Origin of the sequence: Actinoplanes sp. GCM10030250 (assembly GCF_042666575.1) — a bacterium.
GTDB lineage: Bacteria > Actinomycetota > Actinomycetes > Mycobacteriales > Micromonosporaceae > Actinoplanes.
In genome coordinates this window covers 67,742-89,791 of the sequence record NZ_JBHTDO010000011.1, presented here as the reverse complement: position 1 = coordinate 89,791, position 22,050 = coordinate 67,742, and the positions used below count along the sequence as shown (strand labels likewise).

At 69.5% G+C, this 22,050-nt stretch carries 20 protein-coding genes; 8 read left to right on the top strand and 12 right to left on the bottom strand.

Features of this window, described 5'->3' with window-relative positions; translation table 11 throughout:
* Positions 1 to 71: 71 nt before the first annotated feature.
* Together ACFQV6_RS16605 and ACFQV6_RS16600 are read right to left on the bottom strand one after the other, a co-directional pair.
* Positions 72 to 1,388 carry a HAMP domain-containing protein gene (locus tag ACFQV6_RS16605; protein WP_378028380.1) on the bottom strand — a complete coding sequence of 439 codons (1,317 nt, stop codon included), beginning with the start codon at positions 1,386 to 1,388 and terminating at the stop codon, positions 72 to 74.
* Positions 1,385 to 2,071 carry a response regulator transcription factor gene (locus ACFQV6_RS16600; protein WP_378028379.1) on the bottom strand — a complete coding sequence of 229 codons (687 nt, stop codon included), beginning with the start codon at positions 2,069 to 2,071 and terminating at the stop codon, positions 1,385 to 1,387. Before ACFQV6_RS16600 ends, ACFQV6_RS16605 begins: the two co-directional genes overlap by 4 nt.
* 36 nt (positions 2,072 to 2,107) lie before the next feature.
* On the opposite strand from ACFQV6_RS16600, the gene ACFQV6_RS16595 reads away from it, so the two are divergent.
* The 4 genes from ACFQV6_RS16595 to ACFQV6_RS16580 all read left to right on the top strand — a co-directional run bounded on the left by ACFQV6_RS16595 (position 2,108) and on the right by ACFQV6_RS16580 (position 6,374).
* Positions 2,108 to 2,731 (top strand): DNA mismatch repair protein MutL, encoded by a 624-nt coding sequence (locus tag ACFQV6_RS16595; RefSeq protein ID WP_378028378.1) that lies wholly within the window; start codon positions 2,108 to 2,110, stop codon positions 2,729 to 2,731.
* A 155-nt stretch (positions 2,732 to 2,886) separates the two neighbouring features.
* Entirely contained in the window at positions 2,887 to 4,836 is a 1,950-nt protein-coding gene (locus ACFQV6_RS16590) for a M4 family metallopeptidase (protein ID WP_378028377.1), read from the top strand.
* Between the two features lie 166 nt (positions 4,837 to 5,002).
* A complete protein-coding gene (locus ACFQV6_RS16585; RefSeq protein WP_378028492.1) occupies positions 5,003 to 5,596 on the top strand; it encodes a biotin transporter BioY in 594 nt (197 codons plus the stop codon).
* 220 nt (positions 5,597 to 5,816) lie between these two features.
* Positions 5,817 to 6,374 carry a GNAT family N-acetyltransferase gene (locus ACFQV6_RS16580; protein WP_378028376.1) on the top strand — a complete coding sequence of 186 codons (558 nt, stop codon included), beginning with the start codon at positions 5,817 to 5,819 and terminating at the stop codon, positions 6,372 to 6,374.
* On the opposite strand, the gene ACFQV6_RS16575 is transcribed toward ACFQV6_RS16580, so the two are convergent.
* Complete coding sequence (locus ACFQV6_RS16575) at positions 6,367 to 7,086, bottom strand: YqjF family protein (RefSeq protein ID WP_378028375.1); 720 nt, start codon at positions 7,084 to 7,086, stop codon at positions 6,367 to 6,369. The two genes, ACFQV6_RS16580 and ACFQV6_RS16575, sit on opposite strands and share 8 nt — an antisense overlap.
* A gap of 250 nt (positions 7,087 to 7,336) precedes the next feature.
* On the opposite strand from ACFQV6_RS16575, the gene ACFQV6_RS16570 reads away from it, so the two are divergent.
* Together ACFQV6_RS16570 and ACFQV6_RS16565 are read left to right on the top strand one after the other, a co-directional pair.
* Positions 7,337 to 7,597 carry a DUF3311 domain-containing protein gene (locus ACFQV6_RS16570; RefSeq protein WP_378028374.1) on the top strand — a complete coding sequence of 87 codons (261 nt, stop codon included), beginning with the start codon at positions 7,337 to 7,339 and terminating at the stop codon, positions 7,595 to 7,597.
* Between the two features lie 10 nt (positions 7,598 to 7,607).
* Complete coding sequence (locus ACFQV6_RS16565) at positions 7,608 to 9,323, top strand: sodium:solute symporter (protein WP_378028491.1); 1,716 nt, start codon at positions 7,608 to 7,610, stop codon at positions 9,321 to 9,323.
* Here the strand turns inward: ACFQV6_RS16565 and ACFQV6_RS16560 are convergent.
* Entirely contained in the window at positions 9,320 to 9,691 is a 372-nt protein-coding gene (locus tag ACFQV6_RS16560) for a hypothetical protein (RefSeq protein WP_378028373.1), read from the bottom strand. The two genes, ACFQV6_RS16565 and ACFQV6_RS16560, sit on opposite strands and share 4 nt — an antisense overlap.
* 231 nt (positions 9,692 to 9,922) lie before the next feature.
* Here ACFQV6_RS16560 and ACFQV6_RS16555 point away from each other — a divergent pair, with 231 nt between their 5' ends.
* Positions 9,923 to 10,255 carry an ArsR/SmtB family transcription factor gene (locus ACFQV6_RS16555; protein WP_378028372.1) on the top strand — a complete coding sequence of 111 codons (333 nt, stop codon included), beginning with the start codon at positions 9,923 to 9,925 and terminating at the stop codon, positions 10,253 to 10,255.
* A gap of 12 nt (positions 10,256 to 10,267) precedes the next feature.
* Here the strand turns inward: ACFQV6_RS16555 and ACFQV6_RS16550 are convergent, their stop codons facing one another.
* The 6 genes from ACFQV6_RS16550 to ACFQV6_RS16525 form a co-directional block, all read right to left on the bottom strand.
* Positions 10,268 to 11,473, bottom strand: coding sequence for a calcium-binding protein (locus ACFQV6_RS16550; RefSeq protein WP_378028371.1), 1,206 nt, complete (start codon positions 11,471 to 11,473; stop codon positions 10,268 to 10,270).
* Positions 11,474 to 11,678: 205 nt separating this feature from the next.
* Entirely contained in the window at positions 11,679 to 12,470 is a 792-nt protein-coding gene (locus ACFQV6_RS16545) for a sugar phosphate isomerase/epimerase family protein (protein WP_378028370.1), read from the bottom strand.
* On the bottom strand, positions 12,467 to 13,609 hold the full coding sequence (locus ACFQV6_RS16540; protein WP_378028369.1) for a dihydrodipicolinate synthase family protein: 1,143 nt from the start codon (positions 13,607 to 13,609) through the stop codon (positions 12,467 to 12,469). The genes ACFQV6_RS16545 and ACFQV6_RS16540 overlap by 4 nt, the downstream gene beginning before the upstream one ends.
* Position 13,610: 1 nt before the next feature.
* Entirely contained in the window at positions 13,611 to 14,762 is a 1,152-nt protein-coding gene (locus tag ACFQV6_RS16535; RefSeq protein WP_378028368.1) for a Gfo/Idh/MocA family protein, read from the bottom strand.
* Positions 14,763 to 14,846: 84 nt separating this feature from the next.
* Positions 14,847 to 15,527, bottom strand: a complete 681-nt coding sequence (locus tag ACFQV6_RS16530) for a hypothetical protein (protein ID WP_378028367.1) — start codon at positions 15,525 to 15,527, stop codon at positions 14,847 to 14,849.
* 10 nt (positions 15,528 to 15,537) lie between these two features.
* A complete protein-coding gene (locus ACFQV6_RS16525; protein ID WP_378028366.1) occupies positions 15,538 to 16,674 on the bottom strand; it encodes a threonine aldolase family protein in 1,137 nt (378 codons plus the stop codon).
* Between the two features lie 74 nt (positions 16,675 to 16,748).
* Between ACFQV6_RS16525 and ACFQV6_RS16520 the strand changes: the two genes are divergently transcribed.
* On the top strand, positions 16,749 to 20,048 hold the full coding sequence (locus tag ACFQV6_RS16520) for a DUF4132 domain-containing protein (RefSeq protein WP_378028365.1): 3,300 nt from the start codon (positions 16,749 to 16,751) through the stop codon (positions 20,046 to 20,048).
* A gap of 266 nt (positions 20,049 to 20,314) precedes the next feature.
* On the opposite strand, the gene ACFQV6_RS16515 is transcribed toward ACFQV6_RS16520, so the two are convergent.
* Together ACFQV6_RS16515 and ACFQV6_RS16510 are read right to left on the bottom strand one after the other, a co-directional pair.
* Complete coding sequence (locus tag ACFQV6_RS16515) at positions 20,315 to 20,968, bottom strand: heme oxygenase (biliverdin-producing) (RefSeq protein WP_378028364.1); 654 nt, start codon at positions 20,966 to 20,968, stop codon at positions 20,315 to 20,317.
* Positions 20,969 to 21,140: 172 nt separating this feature from the next.
* Complete coding sequence (locus tag ACFQV6_RS16510) at positions 21,141 to 22,007, bottom strand: hypothetical protein (protein ID WP_378028363.1); 867 nt, start codon at positions 22,005 to 22,007, stop codon at positions 21,141 to 21,143.
* Between the last annotated feature and the right edge of the window lie 43 nt (positions 22,008 to 22,050).

Sequence of the window (22,050 nt, the reverse complement as noted above, 5' to 3'; positions counted from 1 at the left end):
GTCGTCCTGGCTGGTACGGCCGGAACGTTAAACGGAGCTTCCATAACGGAGCCTTAAAGGCACCGAAAACCTTACGAAAATGCGCGGCGGGTGCGTCGTGGCTGCTCGGGAGGCTCGGGCGCGGCGTGGAGCAGGAAACCGATCCGGGCACCGCCGAGCGGGCTGCGGTCGATGACGAGCTGCCCGCGAACGGTCTCCGCGGCCCGGCGCACGATGTCCAGGCCCAGACCCGTCGATCCGGCACCGCTGAACCCGCGCCGCACGGCGCTCGCCGGATCGGCGATACCGGGGCCGGCGTCGTCGACGAGCAGTCCGCTCCCGGAGACCAGGACCCGGAACGCCGTGCCGTCGGGGGTGTGCGAGAAGACGTTGCCCAGCAGCGCGTCCACGACCAGGATCACCTCGCTGGCCGGCATCGGCACCATCACCGGCTCGTTGCCGCCGACCACCTCCCAGGGCCGTTCCTGGTCCTCGGCCAGCACCGACCAGAAGGCCAGCCGGTCGGCGAGCACCTCGACCAGGTCGCACTGCTCGGTGCCCCGGGATTCGATGCTGCCCAGCCGGGCACCGTTGATGATCGCTTCGAGTTCCTCGTCGAGCAGGTCACAGGCCTGCTGCATCCGCTCGGCGATCGGGCCGGGCGGCATCGCCTCCACGTCCAGGCGCAGGCCGGTCAGCGGCGTACGCAATCGGTGTGAAAGATCGGCGGCGAGCTCGCGCTCGCGGTCCAGAAGCCGGCGCAGGTCGTCGGCCATGGTGTTGAAGTCCCGGGCCGCGTCGCGCAGCTCGCGCGGCCCGGTCGGGGTGATGCGCTCGTTCAGCTCGCCGCCGCCGAGCCGGCGCGTCGCCGCCGCGAGCTGGCGGGTGGATCGGACCAGCTGGCTGCCGAGCCGATCGGCGAGCAACGTCGAACCACCGACCAGGACGACCGCGAGACCGCTGAGGGCCAGCCAGGCGGTCAGCACACCGCGGCGGGTCTCCTCCTGCGGGACGAAGACCTCAACCACGACGGTACGGCCATCGCTCATCACCGTGGGCTGCAGATACGCGATTCCCCCCGGTGCCTCGGCGGTCGCCGAGCGGCGCTCGGAAAGAGCACGCTGGACCTGGCCGGTGGTGAGGTGCGAGGTGCCGATCGGCGCGAGCTCGGGCAGGTGCACGGCGAGTTGCCCGGCACTGCCGGCCGCGGTGCTGGCCACCGCGTTCGTCAGCTCCACCAGGTCGCTGTCGACGCCCAGCACGGTCACCATCGCCGTCGCCTGCTGCCGGGCCTCGGAGATGGCCCGGTCGTAGGCGATCTGCCGGGTCGCGAACGCCAGCGGCACGAGGAACGCCAGGGCCACCATCGACGTGATCGCCAGCGCCAGGCGGTTGAGGGCCCACCTCACTGCGGATCGACCATCATGACGCCGACTCCCCGGACGGTGTGCAGGAAACGAGGTTTCGCGGCCGTCTCGCCGAGCTTGCGGCGCAGCCAGGAGATGTGCACGTCGATCGTCTGTTCCTCGCCGATGCGGGCCTGCTGCCAGACCTGGTTCATCAGCTCCCGGCGGCTGATCACCTGACCCACCCGCTCCGCCAGGTACGCGAGGACGTCGAACTCGCGCCGGGTGAGCTGCAACGGCTCGCCCCGCAGCTCCACCCGCCGCTGCCTCGGCATGATCACCAGCTCACCCACGGTGATGGTGTTCGGCTGCTGCTCGGTGGTGACCCGCGCCCGGCGCAGCACCGCGGAGATTCGCGCCAGGATGTGCCCGCCGGAGAACGGTTTCGTCACGTAGTCGTCGGCACCGGCCTGCAGCAACGCGATGATGTCCGCCTCGGACCGCCGCGCGGTGGCCACGATCACCGGCACGTCGGACACCGTGCGCATCATCCGCAGCGCGTCGGTGCCGTCGATGTCAGGCAGCCCGAGATCGAGAATGACCAGGTCCGGCCGCTCCTGAGAGACGATGCGCAACGCATGGGCGGCCTGACCGACCGGGCGCACGACGTGCCCGGCGTCGGTCAGCGCACGGGTCAGGGCAGCCGTGATGATGCGGTCGTCCTCGACCAACAGGATCAACGCCATGGCGCACACAATAGGGCCAGGTGAGAGGATGGCCGCGTGCGATCTTCCAGGTGGCTGCCGATAGCCGGGTGGTGTGTGGCCACAGCCACGAGCATCGTGCTCTCCTCGTTCGCGCTCTCGCCCGTGCTGAACGCCGCTCGCGCCGGTGAAGAGGCGCTGCCGGAGCTCGGTCAGCTGCCGGGTGCCGAGGTCGCCGTCACCACGACCAGCTCGCCCACGCCGCCGCCGGCCGTACCGGAGCGCCCCGAGCCGACCGACGAGGATCCCGGGACGGACAGTCCCTCACCGTCGAAGACATCTCGGAAGCCGTCGTCGAAACCACCCACCGGCGCCACCACCGCCCCGGCCACCACGGCACCGGCGACCACCACGCCGCCGACCACCACCGAAAACGGCTGGACCGTCACCACCGGTGACGACGGCGTGAAGACCTACGTGCGGACGTTCCGCTGCGACGGCGGCCAGGCGGTCATCAAGATGACCAGCCGCGGCATCGTCACGCTGGTCACCGCCACTCCGGCGGACGGTTACAGCGTGCAGAAGCAGGGATCGGACACGAACCTGGTGGTGTATTTCACCTCGACAGCGCGCAGCTTCATCGTTCACGCGCAGTGGTGGAACGACGCTCCGCTGGTCGAGGTCAACGAGATCGGCGGCTGACCACCCGCACTCCGCCGGGCACCGCAAGGGTTTTCCCCGATTCGGTGACGTCCATCGATGCATAACGTCTCACCTCAAGTCACCCCGGTGTGACCTACCGTCCATGGACGGTTGAGGCCCGTCCGGCACCCCACGGACGGGAAAGGAGTATGCGCGTGAAATCCCGTACCCCTGTCGTCATCGCCGTGACTGCCGCAACCGCGGTGGCGTCGGCCATGGTGGCGGTCGCCGGACCGGCGACCGCCCAGCCGGTATCCCCCGCCGCGGCAGCCGCCGCGGCCGCGGACTCCGCGTCGGCGCTCGTGGCCGACCGCCCAGCGGTGCTGCTCGCCAGCGCCGACGAGGCGTTCGTGCAACACCCGGTGATCTCTTCCGAGAACCTCCAGTACGTCCCCTACGACCGGGTCTACAAAGGCCTCCCGGTGATCGGCGGAGACTTCGTCGTCGTCACCGACAACGCCGGGCAGACGAAGTACACGTCGGTCGCCCAGTCCCGGCCGCTCGGTTCGCTCTCGGTAACCCCGAAGCTGACCGCGGCCGAGTCGCTCCCCATCGCCAAGGCCGAGCTCAAGACCGTCAAGGAGGTCGAGGGCACCCGGCTCGTCGTGGAGAGCACGACCGGCACCCCGCGCCTGGCGTGGGAGTCCACCATCAAGGGCACCAGCGAGGAGGGCATCAGCCGGCTCACCGTCGACGTCGACGCCCTCACCGGCGCGGTGCTGCGCACCTACGAGAACGTGATGGACGTGGCGGGCACCGGCACCGGCTGGATCAACGGTGCGGTCAGCCTGGACACCACCCTCTCGGGCTCGACCTACAGCCTGCGTGACCCGTCGATGACGACCCTGAGCTGCCAGGACGCGGCGAACAACACGGTCTTCAGCGGCACCGACAACGCGTGGGGCAACGGCACCGGCACCAACCGGGAGACCGGCTGTGTCGACGCCTTCTACACCGCACAGAAGCAGAAGGCGATGCTGAGCAGCTGGCTCGGCCGCAACGGCTTCAACGGCAGCGGCGGCGGCTGGCCGATCCGGGTCGGCCTCAACCAGCAGAACGCCTACTACGACGGCACCCAGATCCAGATCGGCAAGAACACCGCCGGCCAGTGGATCAGCTCGGCCGACGTGGTCGGCCACGAGCTGGGTCACGGCGTCGACGACACCACGCCGGGCGGCATCTCTCGCGGCAACACCCAGGAGTTCGTCGCCGACACCATCGGCGCGGCCACCGAGTGGTTCGCGAACAACCCCAGCGACGCCCCCGACTACCAGGTCGGCGAAGAGGTCAACCTGGTCGGCAGCGGCCCGATCCGCTACATGTACAACCCGTCGCTCGCCGGGGACGACAACTGCTACTCCAGCAGCACGCCGAGCGACGAGGTGCACGCCGCGGCCGGTCCCGGCAACCACTGGTTCTACCTGCTCGCCGAGGGCACCAACCCGACGAACGGCCAGCCGGCCAGCACCCGGTGCAGCGGCTCCGGCGCGATCACCGGTGTCGGCATCCAGACCGCGATGAAGGTCATGTACAACGCGATGCTGATGAAGACGTCGAGCTCGTCGTACGTCAAGTACCGCACCTGGACGCTGACCGCGGCGAAGAACCTGTACCCGAACAACTGCACGGTCTTCAACACGGTCAAGGCGGCCTGGGACGCGGTCAGCATGCCGGCCCAGTCGGCCGACCCGACCTGCTCGGGTTCGACCACGTCGCCCACCGTGTCGCCGACCAGCTCACCGAGCAACCCGCCGGCGGGCTGCACGGCGACCAACGCCACCGACGTGTCCATCCCGGACCTGGGTGCCGCGGTCTACAGCGACATCGCGATCAGCGGCTGTGCCCGCAACGCCTCGTCGACCTCCAAGGTCGCGGTGAACATCGTCCACACGTTCCGGGGTGACCTCCGGGTCGACCTGGTCGCGCCGGACGGGAGCACCTACAACCTGAAGCCCGTGTCGACCTCCGACAGCGCTGACAACGTCAACGCGACGTACACCACCAACCTGTCCAGCGAGGCGGCGAACGGCACCTGGCGCCTCAAGGTGCAGGACACCTACCGCAACGACACCGGCTACATCAACACCTGGACGCTCACTCTCTGATCATGGACCGGGACTGGGGGCGGATGCCTCCGGTCCCGGTTTCTGTTAACGATCACATGAGCATCACATTTCCCGGCTGACCTCTGCCGCTACCGATCAGCGGACCCTAGGGTTCGTCCTACGTGAACAGAAGGGGTGTGCGGTGACCGACGGCGTACTCAGCACGATGGTTCCCGGCCGCCCCACAGGTGTGCTCGCCGACGTCTGGGGCCGTTCCGCGGTGCGCGACGTGGTCCTCACCGTTGGCGCCGCGGCAGCCGTCGGCGCGGCCGCGCAGATCGCCATCCCGGTCCCCGGATCACCCGTGCCGATCACCGGACAGACCTTCGCCGTCCTGCTGGCCGCCGCCACCCTGGGCGCGAGCCGGGGCGCGGCCGGCATGCTGCTGTACGCGGTGGCGGGCGCCCTCGGTGTCCCCTGGTTCGCCGGCGGCGAGTCGGGCTGGCCCACCGCCACCGCGGGCTACCTGGTCGGCTTCATCGTCGCGGCGGCCCTGACCGGCCAGCTCGCAGCCCTCGGCGCGGACCGCCGGCCGGGCCTCACGATCACGCTGATGGCCGCGGGCAACGGGCTGATCTACCTGATCGGCGTTCCCTGGCTCGCCTTCGCGACCGGCATGGATCTGGCGTCGGCCCTGGCCAACGGCCTCGCGCCCTACGTCATCGGCGACATCCTCAAGACGGGTCTGGCCGCCGCCCTGTTGCCGGGCGCCTGGCTGCTGGTCAACCGGCACACGAGCGCCGGCGACCACCGCATCTGACCCGCGTTCCGACCGGGACCACCCACTCACGCCCGGCAGGCGCGGCACGGTCTGTACCCGGCAGTCAGGTCGCGTGGAGCCGGCGTGACTGTGCGAAAAGGCGTACAAAAAGAAAAGCGTGCGGAGACCGCCTGGAGCGACCATCCACAGGGGTTGCACACAGGGTGTGGATAACTCGAACGGGTGTGCGAAAAGAGCGGCGGGATGGCACTATCGGCGCGTGCCTGTGTTGCGACCGACCTTCCCCGTCCTGACCGAACGGCTCGCTCTGCGCCCGGTGACGCTGGACGACGCCGACGCCCTGCTGGCTTATCGGGGCCTGCCCGACGTGTGCCGTTACGTGCCGTTCGAGCCCATGACGCGCGAAAGCATCATCGAGCGGATCGAGGGGCGCTGGGCCGTCCGCGAGCTGACCGACGAGGGGCAGGGCCTGCTGCTCGGGGTCGAGCGCCGCGACACCGGTGAGCTGGTCGGCGACGTGGTGCTGATGTGGCACAGCCGGGAGCACAGCGGTGGTGAGATCGGCTATGTGTTCAACCCGGAGTTCGCCGGTCAGGGTTATGCCACCGAGGCGGCGCGGGCACTGCTCGGGCTCGGCTTCCGTGAGCTGGGCCTGCACCGGATCGTGGCCCGGGTCGACGAGCGCAACCAGGCGTCGGCGAAAGTGGCACTGCGGCTCGGCATGCGCCAGGAGGCGCGGCTGGTGGAGAACGAGATGTTCAAGGGCGAGTGGAGCAACGAGCTGCAGTTCGGGATGCTGGCCGCGGAGTTCATCTGAGAATGCGGGGCATGCCGATCCTCGTGCGCACGCCCGGTGACCAGTGCACGAGTGGCGCACCGTGCGGCCGGGGCAGTCCGGCCGCGACGGTGAGGTCCTCCCGCAGGTCGACCACCTCGGCGCGGTGCAGTGGCCAGGGTGGATGCCACACGTCCACAGTGACCAGACGGCCGAGCTTCACGGTGTAGAGCCGATGCCGGGTGGTGAGGAAGTGGTCGAGCGGGCTGAGCTCGGTCTCGGCGTGCTCGGCGCCGCGTCGCACGCTGATGCGGTAACCGGCACCGCGCGGCTCGTAACGACGGACGCCCCGGTAGGTCATCGTGTCGCCGTCATCGCGCAGCGACATCCTGGCCCAGCGGTAGGGCAGGTTGAGCCCGGCGCGGGCGGCGGCGACGGCCGGCAGCCGGGCGGCGTCGAGCGAGAAGAACCAGATGCCGGTGCCGCCGTCGGGGCCGGTGACGTAGGTGCGCAGGTTGGTCTCCGGAAAGCGGGAGAGCCACGGCAGCTCGGGAATCCCGGGCGGCCGCACCTCGCACATCAGGAAGGGGATCAGCCCCACCCAGACGTCACCGTCGATGGTGTGCGGGGTGAGTTCCGCGGGGAGCAGGGGTCGCACCGCGTCGACGGGATAGCGCCAGTGCAGGAACGTCAGCTGCCGCCACTGCTGGATCATCATCGCGGTGCCGATCTCGGGCATCGGCGGAGCAAGCACGTAGACCAGTGTGCATGGCGAACCACCAACCGTCCTAACGATAGACAGAAGTGAATGAAAGGATGATCAGCCATCCCCCGAACGGATGATGATCGTGATCTAGATCACCTGCGAGCATTGCGCCCGGTGGACACTTGATCACCCTCCGGAGGCTGCCATGGCGGACAGGCGATACGGATCACCCGACTGGCACTCCTCATTGCAGAGCCCACCGTCGGAATGGCCGCCGCGTTCCGAGATACCGCGGACCATGCCGATCTCCCGTCCCCGGCACGCGGCTCTCTACGACGAGATGCCGCAGCGCCGGACCCTGAGCGGCTTCTTCCGCCGCCCGGACTCCAACCCCTACCACTGGCTGCTGCTGATCCCGATCGTCCTGCCGCTGGTGCCGGCCCTCTACAACCGCATCGAACCGGCGTTCCTCGGGCTGCCGTTCTTCTACTGGTGCCAGCTCGGGTTCGCGTTCCTGGCCAGCGGTGTCATCGCCTTCGTCCACACGAGGGTGCGCTGACGTGCCGGCCATGGACGACCAGGCGGTGCAGCTCACCGTCTTCGTGCTGATCTTCGGCGTGGTCGCGGTGATGGGTTTCTCGGCCGCGCGGTGGCGCCGGCCGAACGACATCCACAGCCTTGAGGAGTGGGGACTCGGCGGCCGGGCGTTCGGCAACTGGGTGACGTTCTTCCTGCTCAGCGGCGATGTCTACACGGCCTACACGTTCGTCGCGGTGCCCACCCTGGTGTACGGGCTGGGAGCCGCCGGCTTCTTCCCGGTGCCGTTCCTGGTGATCGTCTACCCGATGCTCTTCGTGGTGCTGGCGCGGTTCTGGTCGGTCTGCCACGTGCACGGTTTCGTCACGCCTGCCGAGTTCGTGCGGGCCCGGTTCGGCTCCCGGGAACTCGGCACGATCGTCGCGGTGCTGGGAATCGTCGCCACGATGCCGTACATCGCTCTGCAACTCATCGGCATCGAGGCGGTCTTCGAGGTGATGGGCCTGCCCAAGGGCTGGCCGCTGACCGTCGCGTTCCTGGTGCTCGCGGTCTACACGTTCAGCTCCGGGCTGCGCGGGCCGGCGCTGGTGTCGATCGTCAAGGACGCCCTGGTGCTCTGGTCGGTGCTGTCCGTGGTGATGATCGTGTCGATGATGCCGGGCGGCTGGGAACCGGTGTTCCGGCTGGCGCAGGAGAAGTTCACGGCGACCCCGCGTGTCGACGACGGGCTGCTGCTCGCGCCGCAGAGCCAGCTCAACTACGTGACGCTGGCGCTCGGCTCGGCGGTCGCGCTCTTCCTCTACCCGCACACGCTCACCGGCGTGCTGGCGTCACGGAACCGGGGCACGCTGCGGCGCAACCTGGCCGTACTACCGATCTACACGCTGACCCTCGGCATCCTGATGCTCGTCGGGTTCGCGGCGATCTACAGCAACACCCAGGCGATCGGCGGTAACAGCAACACTGTCGTGCCCCAGTGGTTCAGCCAGAACGCACCCGCCTGGACCGCCGGGATGGTCTTCGCCGCGATCGGCGTGGGCGCCATGGTGCCGGCCGCGATCATGTCGATCGCGGCGGCCAACCTGTTCACCCGCGACATCTACCGGGAGTACATCCGGCCGGGCGCCTCCGCCAAGGAGGAGACGTACGTCAGCAAGACCGTCTCGCTGACCGTGAAGTTCGGTGCCCTGCTCGTGATCCTGCTGCTCAACACCCAGTTCGCGATCGACCTTCAGCTCATCGGCGGCGTGGTGATCATGCAGACGCTGCCGGCGGTGGCGCTCGGCCTCTACACCAACTGGTTCCACCGCTGGGCGCTCGCCACCGGGATCGGCTCCGGCCTGCTCGTCGGCATGGTGATGCTCTACCAGGTGCCCAAGTTCGGCGGAGCCGACGGCCGGACCGTGGTGCGCGAGCACTTCGGCGGATCGGCCTGGCCGCTGGAGACCATCGGCATCAACAGCGACGCGAGCATCTACGTCGGGATCGTCGCGCTGGCGGTGAACCTGATCGTCACGTTCCTGACCACGCCGCTGTTCCGGTCGCTGGGCATCCCCGACGGCCGCGACGGTACGCGCGAACACGACTACGTGGCCGACGAGGGTGACCCGACGGTCCGCCGGATGACCGAGATCCTCGACGGAGACCCGGTACGCGACCCGGCTCCGAGCACATCCTTCTTCACCCCGGTCACGCCGCGGCCGGATCATCGGGATGACCCGTCGCGGAGCGCGTACCCACGGCTCTAGATATCGAGGCCTGCCTCGATGCGCTTGAGTTGGTGCCGGGCGAGCGCGAGGTTCGCCCGGTCCTTGTTCAGCGCGAGGTAGAGGAACAGGCCCTGCCCGGACCGGCCGGTCAGGGGCCGGAGCAGGTGATATTGGCTGTCGAGGGTGACCAGGATGTCCTCGACGTTCTCGTGCAGGTTGAGCATCTCCATGGTGCGCAGCTTCGCCCGGATAACCTCGGTGTTCGCGGCCGCCGCCACGGTGAGGTCGAAGTCCCGGCCGCCGCCGGCGATGCCCAGTGCCATTCCGCTCGAACGGTCCACGAGAGCGACGCCGATGGCGCCGTCGATCTGCATCGCGTCCTTGAGAGCTACGTCCATGTCCGGCATTACGGTCCCTCCACGGCTTCTGTGCGGTCTTGCCGAATCGTGTCCGACACCCGGCGGATCGGGTCGCACATCGAGTCCGGTTCGGACAGACGACGCCGTGAGAGCTTCGTTACGTCAAGCCGGTCAGTTGCGGATTTCTGCAACTCCGAAAGTGCTCATCTGCCACAACCACTTCGCACCTCTCGCGTTGGAGATGCGGTAGAGCCATCGGTCCAGGCGGAGGGACGCGTCGTGTCAGTGCCGCTGTACCAGGCGAAGGCCGAGATGTTTCGCACGCTGGGCCACCCGGTCCGGATCCGGGTGCTGGAGCTGCTGCAGGACGGCCCGAAACCGGTACGCGACCTGCTCGCCGAGATCGACGTGGAAGCCTCGAACCTGTCACAGCAGCTGGCGGTGCTGCGCCGCGCCGGGATCGTGAGCTCGTTCCGGGACGGTGCGCTGGTGATGTATGCGCTGAGCACCCCGGATGTCGCCGACCTGCTCGCGGCAGGCCGGCGCATCCTGGGCGCTGTTCTCACCGATCGCGACGGGCTCCTGGTGGAGCTCCGCTCGCGTCAGCCCTAGGCTCTCGCAGCCCTAGCTCTCGCAGCGCTGGTCGACGTCCAGCTCGTCGCGAAGGCACTTGTCCGTGCCCTCGCCGCCGTCGATCTGGTCGTACGCGCTGTCGTTCGTGACACCGTCCAGCAGGTCGTCACCCTCGTCGCCCCAGAGTGTGTCCTCACCGCCGTTGCCGTAGATCGAGTCGTTGCCCGGTCCACCGGTGAGGTCGTCGTCGCCGGGCCGGCCGTACAGCTTGTCGTCACCGTCACCGCCGCGGAGGCTCTCGACGTCGGTGGCGATCGTGTCGTGCTCGCCGGCCGCACCGTCGTCGCCCTTGACACCGTCCGCGTCCGCGGTGATCGCCGCGTCGTAGTACGAGGCATAGGTCACGGTGTCGTGTCCGGCACCGCCGGAGTAGTAGTCCGCGCCCTTGGCGTTGCCGTTGATGGCGTGGGCGTAGATCCAGTCGCTGTCCGCGCCGCCGTAAACACGGTCGCTGCCGTCGTCGCCGTGCAGCTCGTCGAGGCCGTCGCCGCCGGAGATGACGTCGTCGCCCCAGCTGCCGTCGATGTAGTCGTCGCCGGTGCCGCCCCAGATGGAGTCGTTGCCGTCCTCACCGATCAGCCAGTCGCGCTCGGCGCCGCCGTCGATGTGGTCGTTGCCGCCGGCACCGAAGATCTCGTCCTTGCCGCCCTCGCCGAAGATCCGGTCCACGTTGTCGCCGCCGTGGATGGTGTCCTTGGCGGCACCGCCGTAGATCGTGTTCGTGCCGGTCCAGCCCCAGATGTGGTCCTCGCCGCCGCCACCCCAGATCCGGTCGGAACCGGTCCAGCCGTGCAGGGCGTCCTTACCCGATCCGCCGACGATGGTGTCGTTCCCGGTGCCGCCGTCCGCGTGGATCGGCAGGCTCGTGCTGTTGCGGATCGAGTCGTTCCGGTCGTACGTGTAGACCTTCAGCCGGGCCGGTGCCTTGGACGTCCGGCACTTGACCCTGGTCTTGTCACCCTTGACCTTCTTGCAGCCCTTACCGGCCTTGATCGCGACCCGGTCGTCGATCGTGACGGTGTTGCCGGAGCGGGTGACGACGACCCTGTTCTGCTTGGCGGTCGCCGCCTTGTATTGCACCGTGCTCACGCCCGCCGTGGCCACGCCGGTGGTGGCGGCCTGCGCGGGTGCGGCCAGAAGAAAGCCGGAGGAGACGGTGGCGATGGTTATCATGCCCAGACGCGAGGAGCGTCGCATGTGGATCCTCCCCAAGGATCCGGCGGCCAGATGCCGCACGGGACATGATCATAGGGTGCCACCGCCTGATCCGGCTGCCCCTCGTTCGCCGACGCCGGCCGGCTCCAGTTCCGCTTGACGGCATGGCGGCGGCCCTGAAACCGGCCGGCTTACCGAGACCGGTACGCGTGATCGCCGTTGACCGCGCCGGCCGGTCTCGGAGCTGCTAGATCGCCCGGTATCCGGCGATGGCGGCGGCGAGGATCTCCGGCCCGGGACGCTGCCAGAGCTCCTCGTTCATGATCTCGACCTCGATCGGACCGGTGTAGCCGGCGTTCTCCACGGCGGTGTGGAAGGCCCGCATGTCGACGCAGCCGTCACCGGGAAGGCCGCGCCCGGTGAGGACCCCGGCCGGCAGCGGGGTGATCCAGTCGGCGAGCTGGTAGATCGCGATCCGCTCGCCGGCCCGCGCGATCTTGTCGAGCGCGGTGTCGTCCCACCACAGGTGGTAGGTGTCGACGGTGACACCGACGTGCCCGACCGGGTGCTGCTCGGCGATCGCCATCGCCTGGTCCCAGGTGCTGATCACGCAGCGGTCGGCGGCGTACATCGGGTGCAGCGGCTCGATCGCCAGCGTCACCCCAGCGGCAGCCGCGTACGGCACCAGCTGGGCGATCGCGTCGGCGACGTGCTGCCGCGCTCCGGCGATGTCCTTCGACCCCTCGGGAAGGCCGCCAGAGACCAGGACCAGCACGTTGGTGCCGAGAGCGGCGGCCTCGTCGACGGCCCGGCGGTTGTCGTCGAACCAGTCCGGTGCCTGGAAGAAGCCGCTGCGGCAGAGGGTCGTCACGGTGAGGCCGGCGTCGCGGACCAGGGCGGCGGAGCGCTCCAGGCCGTACTCGGCGACCGGCTCGCGCCAGAGCGCGACCTGGCTGACACCGGCGCTGGTCAGGCCCTCGACGAGCTCGGGCAGGGCCCAGTGCTTCGCCGTGATCTGGTTGAAGGAGAACCGGTTCATCCCGCCATCACCTCAAAGAACTTGTTCGCCCGGCGTGCTGCCAGCTCCGGGTCGGGCAGCAGCGCCGCGGCGTCGGCGAGCTCGATCAGCTTCGCGAAGTGCGGCACCGACCGGCCGGACTGGAGACCGCCGACCATGGTGAAGTGCTCCTGGTGCCCGGCTAGCCAGGCCAGGAACACGATGCCGGTCTTGTAGTAGAAGGTCGGTGCCGTGAAGATGTGCCGGGACAGCGGCACGGTCGGCGCGAAGATCCGGTCGTACTCCGCCAGGTCACCCCGGTCCAGCGCGGCCAGCGCTGCCGCGGCGGCCGGTGCGATCGCCGCGAAGATGCCCAGCAGCGCGTCCGAGTAGCCCTGCTCGTCGCCCCGGATCAGCTCCGGATAGTTGAAGTCGTCACCGGTGTAGAGGCGTACCCCGGCCGGCAGCCGGCGGCGCAGCCCGATCTCGTGACCGGCGTCCAGCAGCGAGACCTTGATGCCGTCGACCTTCGCCGGGTTGCTGTTGATCAGCTCCAGCACGGTCTCGGTGGCCTTGTCCACGTCGGACGAACCCCAGTAACCCTCGAGCGCGGGGTCGAAGGCGGTGCCGAGCCAGTGCAGGACGACCGGCTTGTCGGACTGTTCGAGCAGCTCACGGTAGATGCCGAGGTAGTCGTCGGCGTCGCGGGCGGTGGCCGCCAGGTGGCGGCTGCACATCAGCACCGGTGCGGCGCCGGCCTGGGCGACATCGGCGAGCTGTTCGGCGTACGCAAGACGCACTTGATCCAATGTCGCCTGGCCCGGAGGCAGCTGATCGGTGGCGACACCCGCCACGATGCGCCCGCCCGCGGCCGCCGCCTCCGCCGAACTCCGGCGGATGAGCTCGCGGGTCGCGGTGTAGTCAAGACCCATGCCGCGCTGCGCGGTGTCCATCGCCTCGGCGACACCGAACCCGTGCGACCAGAGGTGATGCCGGAAGGCGAGGGTCGCCTCCCAGTCGAGGACCGCCGGCGCGCCGGGCGAGTTCTCCGCGCGCGGATCAGCGACGACGTGCGCCGCGGCATACGCGATCCGGCTGGTCGCGGGGCTTTCCGGCCTGGCCCACGGCTCCCTGGCCGAGAGGGTCAGCCTCCGCCCGCCCGGCAGATTCACCTCGGCCATGTCAGGCGTTTCCCAGCTCGACGCGCCGGCCGTCGCGGGCGGACTCCAGGCCGGCCTCGGCCAGGCGGACGCCCCGGGCGCCGGACCCGAAGTCCCAGTGGAACGCCTCGCCGGCGACGACGTGCCGCAGGAACGCCTCCCACTGCACCTTGAAGCCGTTGTCGAACTCGTCGTTGTCGGGCACCTCGGTCCACTGGTCGCGGAACGAGGCGCCGGTGAGCGGCAGGTCCGGGTTCCACACCGGCTTCGGCGTGGTCGCCCGGTGCTGGATCTTGCAGCCGCGCAGGCCGGCGACGGCACTGCCCTCGGTGCCGTCGACCTGGAACTCGACAAGCTCGTCCCGGTTCACCCGCACGGTCCAGGAGGAGTTCAGCTGGGCGACGATGCCACCCTCGAGTTCAAAGATCGCGTACGCCGCGTCGTCGGCGTCGGCGTCATACTCCTCGCCGCGCTCGTCCACCCGCTTCGTGATGTGCGTGGCCGTGGTGGCCTGCACCGAGCGGACCGCACCGAACAGCTCCTCCAGCACGTAGTTCCAGTGCGGGAACATGTCCATCACGATGCCGCCGCCGTCGGCGAGCCGGTAGTTCCACGACGGCCGCTGGGCGACCTGCCAGTCACCCTCGAAAACCCAGTAACCGAACTCGCCGCGGACCGAGAGGATCTGCCCGAAGAAGCCGCCATCGATCAGCCGCTTCAGCTTGCGCAGGCCCGGCAGGAACAGCTTGTCCTGCACCACACCGTTGCGAACCCCCGCCGCGGTGGCCAGCTCGGCCAGCTCCTCGGCGGCCGCGGAGCTCTCCGCGAGCGGCTTCTCGGTGTAGACGTGCTTGCCGGCGGCGATCGCCTGCCGGATCGCCTTCTCCCGCTGCGCGGTCACCTGCGCGTCGAAGTAGATCTCGACATCGGGGCGGGCCAGCGCCGCGTCCAGGTCGGTGGTCCACTCGGTGAGCCCGTGCTGGGCGGCGATGGCGGCGAGCTTGTCCGGGTCACGGCCGACCAGGACCAGCTCAGGCCAGATGTGCCCGCCCCCCGCGAGCGGTACGCCACCCTGCTCGCGGATCGCGAGCAGCGACCGGACCAGGTGCTGCCGATAGCCCATCCGACCGGTCACCCCATTGATGACGATGCCGATCGATCTGCGCGCTGCCATGTGGAACTCCTCCGAGCGTGGTGAGGAAAGCGCTTTCCTGCTGCTGGCAGCGTAGGCTGCCGACCATGCTCCCGACAAGGGGCGCTATTTGCGAAATCGCCACCATTCCCGCCTTGTCGCTGGTTCGGGTATGGCTGGAGCTGGGGGAACGGTGGGGTCAGGCTTGGTGAGCCAGGCCAGAAGGCAGGGGCGGCAGAGGTCGGGGGCGTCCCACTCCGCGAACAGGTCGCCTGCCCGTCGGCCACCATGCTCATCTTCACCGTCCGCTTCATCGTCCGCTTCATCGTCCGCTTCATCGTCCGCTTCATCGTCTGTCGGCTGGGCGCCGTCCTCCATCGCCTCGCCTGTCATCCGGCGGCCGCAATTCGCTTCCTCGCTGGGCCATTCGCGCAGGTGGCGGACCCCGTTCTCGTCGCGGACGAGGCCGATCTCCTCCTGAAGGAGATACCGGTGGTGGACGGAGAGTGGCCCCACCAGCTGGGCACGGCTCGGGCAGTACAGCGCGTGCCAGGTGTCGTCGTCGGGCTCCCGCTCGACCCGCACCGGAACCAGTTCGTCGATCGTGGACAGCGGTGCCGACGGGAACGACGGCAGACGCTCGCCGACGGCCTCCGCGCGATAGCAGACGTTTCCGCTCGGCAACGTCTCACCGGGCCGGCACACCTCGGGATGGAGACCTTCGCAGACCGCCTCGACGACGGTGCTGTACTGCGCGTATCGCACGGTCCCGTCCGGGAAGGTGACAGTGGCCAGCCAGGTACTCACACGGCTGAGCCTAGGACCCCTCGGTGACCCGTGCCAGGAACCGTTGACCTATTTCGGTCACGTCCGCAGCGGTCCACTCCAGGGCCGCGGCCGCTGCTGTCACCTCGGTCATCGCGATGCCGGGGACGCCCGAGTCGCGCCAGCCGCCGACGAACCAGATCTTCTCCTGCTCCGCGAGCGCGAGCGCGGCGGCGTCGAGCGTTTGAGCTGGGAAGGGCAGGTAGAGGCGGAACTGATGGGTGTGCGGTGGATCCGGATACACGCGGGCGCCAGGTAGGGCGGCCAGAGCGGTGGCGATCGTGCGGGCGTGGGCCACGTAGCCGGGGAGCCGGGGCAATTCGCGATCAAGACCGGTCATTGCCACCAGGGCTGCGGGCCACTGCTGGAACACGTTGCCGCCGTATCGGTGCCGCCAGGCACGAGCGAACGCGGCCAGATCGGTGGTACCGGCGAGTGCGGCGCCGCTGACGCCGTCGATCGATTTATAGAGCGAGACGTACGTGCTGTCGGCCAGAGCCGCGACCTGGCGCAGTGACTTTCCGAGGTACGGGGTGGACTCCCAGATCCGTGCACCGTCGAAATGGACACGGGCTCCGGAGGCCCGAGCTGCCGCGCAGACGTCGGTCAGCTCGTCCCAGACCGGCAGGACGAAACCGGCGTCGCGGAGCGGTAACTCGATCACGACGGTGCCTACCGGCTCGTCGAGTGCGGCTATGTCGGCGGCTGTGGGGTTGCGGGGTGCCGCGGTGGAGTGGACGCCGCGCAGGCCGGTCAGGTCGGCGTACGCATGCCTCTCATGCACTTCCTGGTGTCCCAGTGGGTGCAGTGCGACGGATCGGCGGCCGGTCAGGTCGGCGCCGTAGCGGAGGGCCACCTGCTGGGCCATGGTGCCGGTGGGGAAGAAGACGGCGGTTTGCGTGCCGAGGAGGTCGGCGATCCGGGTTTCGAGGGTGGATACCGGGCCGTCGCCGTAGAAGTCCGGGAGGTCGTCCGTCTCGTCCGTTGTTGCCAGCTCCTTGCGCGGCGTTGCCAGCTGGTCGTGCATTTTTGCCAGGCGCTCGCGCATCGTTGCCGGGCGGGCGCCGGAAAGTAGCCGGTCGCAGGCGCGCATGGCGGTCAGGCGATGTTGTCGTGTGTTGTCCGACATTGCCGGATGATCCCAGATCTTGGGCGGGCCGAACAGCCCGATTTTGTCGTACGGCGGGGCTAGCGTCTCGGGGCATGGATGGTGACTTCGTCTTCCCCTCGGCCTGGAATCGGCATCGCGTCGCCCGGCGCGACAGTGTGGGGGTGCCGCGGTTCACGCCCGGGCCGAAAGCTCGTCAGACCGTCGACGAGCTCATCCAGCGCCGCCGGCCGCAGACGATCCTCGCCGCGCCCACCACCAGCGAGCCCACCCGCATCGCCGCGCGGCAGTGGCTCGACGGCGACCCCGCCGCCACACCGTTCGGCGCGGGTGCCGCGGCCGCGACGATGGCGGGCGGCCACCACGACCGGGGCAGAGCCTCCGCCTTCGCCGACGTGTGGATCGCCGAGCGGGGTGTGCGCTTCGCAGCCGAGGCGGCGGTCACCGTCATGACGATGACGATCATCGACGACTTCCACCGATATTCGGGCCCCGACACCCGTTACGGGATCCGTCCCATGCGCCCGGACGAGGCTCGCAACGCCTGGCTCCTCGACGTCCCGGCCGAGATCATGCTGCGGGTGCGCGAGGCGCTGGCGACCGTCCCGGATGACGAGTTCGCGCAGGTGATTGCCGCTCTGACGCCCTATCGCGATACCCATCGCTATGCCAGTTTCGCCGTCTCGGCGCTCGTGCCGACCGAGCGGGAGTGGGTCGAGCAGGATGTCGCGTCCGCCGTCGCCGACAACGACGCCTACCGCGCGGCCGTCCTGCTCGCCGCCGCCGGCACCGGGGCACAGGTGGCGGCTCTCATGCCGGTCGCCCACGCCTACCTGGTGATCAACTCGATGGCGATGCTGACCACGCTCGTCGACGGCGTCGGCACGGCCGCGGTTCCGGCGCTGCTGCACTGGCTCGACGAGTCCGCCGGCACCACCGAGCTCAGGCAGCGCCTGCTCTCGATCCTCGCCGCGCTCCCCAGCGACGAGGCCGTGCGCGGGCTCGCCGAGCGCGCCGACGGCAAACACGTCTCGGCCGCCCTGCTCAAGGCGGCCGAGTTCGATCCCGCCCGCGCCCTGCGGATCCTCGCGGAAGGCACCTCGGCCCTCGACCTGCTCCCCGGCCTCGTGCTGACCCATCGCGAGCCGGCCGCACAGATCCTGCCCGAGCTGAGCCCCGAGGCCGCCGCACGCGTGGAGCGGATCATCCAGGACACTGCATCGATGACCGTCGCTCCCGCGTCCGCGTTGCCACCGCTGCTGACCGACCCGCCGTGGCTGCACCGCCCCACTCCGGTCAAGCCCGTCGTGGTCCCTGACCTGGTCTGCTCCGATCCGGCGACAGTGAGCTGGCTGCCGGCCGAGCGCGAGGCGTGGCGCACCACGTCCTTCCCGCGGTACAGCGATGGTGACCGCGACTGGCCGAGCATCGCCGCGTCGATCACCGCCGGCACGGAGAAGTGGTTCGAGGCGTTCGAGTTCTTCGCCGACGCTCCCGAGGAGCTGGCCCGTCCGCTCCTCCCCCACTGGCGCCTCAACGAGACGTGGCGGGCCGAGCTGTGGATGCGGGTCGTCGCGGCCCGGTTCGAACTCGACGCGCTGCCGGCGGTCCTCACCATGGCGCAGCGCGCTCTGCCCGACCTGGCCACGCTGCTCCTGCCGTTCGCGTCACCGGAAATCGCCCTCCTGATGACCGACTGGCTGATCCGGCGCAAAAACCTGCGCCGCGTCGCCACCACGTGGTTCCAGCGGCATCCCGCCGAGGCGGCCCGGGCCCTGGTGCCGCCCGCCCTCGGCAAAGCCGGCACCGGCCGCCGCCAGGCCGAACAGGCCCTGTTGACCCTGCCCGCGTCCGCGGCCACCGAGGCCGCCCAGCCGTATGGTCCGGTCGCCGCGGCGGCGATCGCGTCCCTGCTGGCCACCGATCCGCTCACCGTGCTGCCGGCCAAGATGCCACCCACTCCCGCCTGGGCGGTTCCGGCCGCTCTGCCGCCGGTGCACCTGCGGGACGGTTCAGGTGCCCTTCCCACCGACGCGGTCGGCCACGTGCTCACCATCCTGTCGATCTCCAAGCTCGACGAGCCGTGGGCCGGCCTGGAAATCGTCAGGCAACTCTGCGAACCGGCCGACCTCGCCGAGTTCGCCTGGGCCGTCTTCCAACGCTGGCAGTCCTCCGGCACCGACGCCAAGGAAAACTGGGCCCTCGCCGCGCTGGGTCTGCTCGGGGACGACGAGACCGTCCGCCGCCTCACCCCGCTGATCCTGGCCTGGCCCGGCGAGGGCGGCCACGCCAGGGCTGTCACCGGCGTCGAGATCCTCGCCGCGATCGGCAGCGACGTCGCCCTCATGCACCTGCACAGCATCGCCCAGCGAGCCAAGTTCAAGGGGCTCAAGTCAGCGGCAGAGCTGAAGATGACCGAGGTCGCTGCCACCCTCGGGCTCAGCGCCGACCAACTCGCCGACCGCCTGGTCCCCGACTTCGGCCTCGCACCCGACGGCAGCCTCCACCTCGACTACGGCCCCCGCCAGTTCGTCGTCGGCTTCGACGAGCAGCTCCGGCCCTACGTCACCGACAGCACCGGCAAGCAACTCAAGGCCCTGCCCAAGCCGGGCGCCCGCGACAACGCCGAACTCGCCGCCGCGGCCTACAAACAGTTCACCGCCCTGAAGAAGGACGTCCGCACGGTCGCCACCGACCAGGTCCGCCGCCTGGAACGCGCCATGGTGACCGGCCGCCGCTGGACCGGCGCGGAGTTCCGGCAGCTCTTCGTCGCCCACCCGCTGCTGTGGCACGTGGTCCGCCGCCTGGTCTGGTCCACCTACGACTCTGCCGCGGTGACCGGCAGCTTCCGGGTTGCCGAGGACCGTTCGCTCTCCACGGTGGACGACGAAACCACCACCCTCCCGGACGATGCGATCGTCGGCGTCGCACACCCGCTCCACCTCGGCGACACCGTGCCCCGCTGGGCCGAACTCTTCGCCGACTACGAGATCCTCCAGCCGTTCCCGCAGCTGGCCCGCCCCGTCTTCGCTCTCACCCCGCAGGAGAAAACAGGCGACCGGCTGACCCGCTTCGAAAACATCACCCTCCCCACCACCAAGGTCATCGGCCTCGAACGCCACGGCTGGCAACGCGAGGCCCCCCAGGACGCCGGCATGCAGAACCGCATGGAACTCCACCTCGCCCCCGGCCTGGAGATCGCCATCGAACTCGAGCCCGGCATCGCCATCGGCGGCCTGGACCACTTCCCCGACCAGAAACTCACCGAGATTTACCTCCACGACGGCACCAGCACCCGCTGGTCCCGTAACAGCAAGGGCCGCCTCCCCCTGAGCCGCCTCGACCCGATCGCCGCCTCCGAACTCCTCCAAGATCTGACCGCCCTCACCTCCTGAAGCCAGCCGAAGCGCACGGCTGGCCCTCAGAGGTGCTTCACGGCCATTTCGACACCGCTCAACGCCAGCCGAGACACGCGGCTGGCCCTCAGAGGTGCCTCGCGGGCAATTCGACACCGCTCAACGCCAGCCGAAACACGCGGCTGGCCCTCAGAGGTGCCTCGCGGGCAATTCGACACCGCTCAACGCCAGCCGAGACACGCGGCTGGCGCCCAGGGGTGCCTCGCGGCCGTTGGGGCGCCGCTCAAGGCCAGCTGAGGGTGGGGTCAGGCGGCGGGGGCCAGGTCGTGGGGGTGGGCGGTGCCGAGTTCTTGGAAGATGGCGCCGTTGAGGGTGAAGGCGAGCTGGGCTTCGGCTACGGCGGCGGTCAGTTCGGGCTCGGGGAGAGCCAAGGTGTCGAGCTTCGCGCGGTAGGCCGTCTTATAGGCGCGGGGATCTGGGATCTGGTCGAAACGGTAGAAGGAGGTTGCGGAGCGGTCCAGGCCGTACTTCTCGGACAGGGTTCGGCCGATCAGCTGGCCGCCGCTGAGGTCGCCCAGGTAGCGGACGTAGTGGTGGGCTACGAAGTGGCCGGGCGAGGTGTGGCAGAAGGAGCGGAGCCGCTCGGCATAACGCTGCGTGGAGGCGAGGGTGGGAACGGTGGAGCGCCAGTCGGGGCCGTAGAGGTTGGCCAGGTCCGACTCCAGGGAGGGCACCCGGGACAGGGCCGGATCGGCGAAGGGTGCGGCTGCCTCGTTGTCGCGCATCACTGCGGCGGCCGCTTCCAGTTCGGTGTAGATCACCAAATACTGGGCGGTCAGTGCGGCGAAACCGGCCAGGGGGACTTTGCCGGCCATCAGGCGTGAGATGAACGTTCTGTTCTCGGCTTCGCGATGCTCGACCATGGTGGCGCGACGGATGCGGGCGGCGAATCCGGTCATGTCGGCTCGTCCTTCCTGATCAGCGGAGCGATGAAGATCCGGCACGACCTCGGTGTCCTGTTCATGGTCGTCATCAGGTGGGGACGATGTCCAGAGGTTGACTCCGACGCGCGCCCGTTTCCGGGGGAACAAACCGGAAACAGGGCGACCATGGTCAGGCGAAGCGGACGGGTCAGCGGCTCGGGGGGACCGGGAGTTCGTGTCCGATCTGGGCGTGCCGGATCGCATCGGCCGTGGTGCTGCTGAGGGTGGGGCAGACCGGGCAGCGGTATTTGCCGACGTTCGTCTCCCAGGTCGCGGCGATGCGCGGGCCGGCGGCCGTCTCGATCGTCAGGGGCGGGTATTCCTTGGCCAGGTGCTCGCGGCATTCCTCGGCACGGGCGCGCGCCTTGTCCGCGGCGGCCCGGTTGTTGGCGGCGTCGACACCGGCGCCGGCCAGGCGGTCGTGCAGGACAGCCTCGCGGTCGTAGAGGGGGGCCAGCTGGGCGGCGGGGAAGATGTGTTCCTCCAGGAGGCGCCGGCGGCGGCTGCTGATGTCGAGCTGCTCCTCGAACGGGCCCATCCGGCGCAGGCCTCCGGAGAGGGGGGCGTTCGGGTGCTCGCGCGAGACGAACTGGTGCGACTCGCGGTGCCGGACGGCCCAGCCGTCGAGTTCGGCGGCGACGGCGGCGGTGAACTTCGCGCCGTGCGGCAGCCGCTCGGGGCGGGCCAGGGCGTACTCCCACTGCTCGACGGCACCGGTAAAGCGGCCCTGGACCGTCTGCTTCGTCACTCCCAGTGACTCCCCGATGTCCTTCCAGGAGATGCCCGCCGCGCGGCACGTGACGACGGCCGCGGCGAGCATCCGCTCCGCGTTGGCTACCGCTCGTGACGCCTCCTCGACCATGGTGACCTGCGGACGGCCGTCGGCGGTGACGAACGACCGGGTGTGGTCGGAGAGCTCGCGCGCGATCGAGGCGAGCACCACCCGAGCACGGGCGTCGTCGGTGTAGGGCGAGTCGGCGTCAATCTGGGTCCACACATCGTCACGGTTCGACATGCGCGTCAGGCTACGCCTGACGATCTTGATTTGTCAGGTCCCG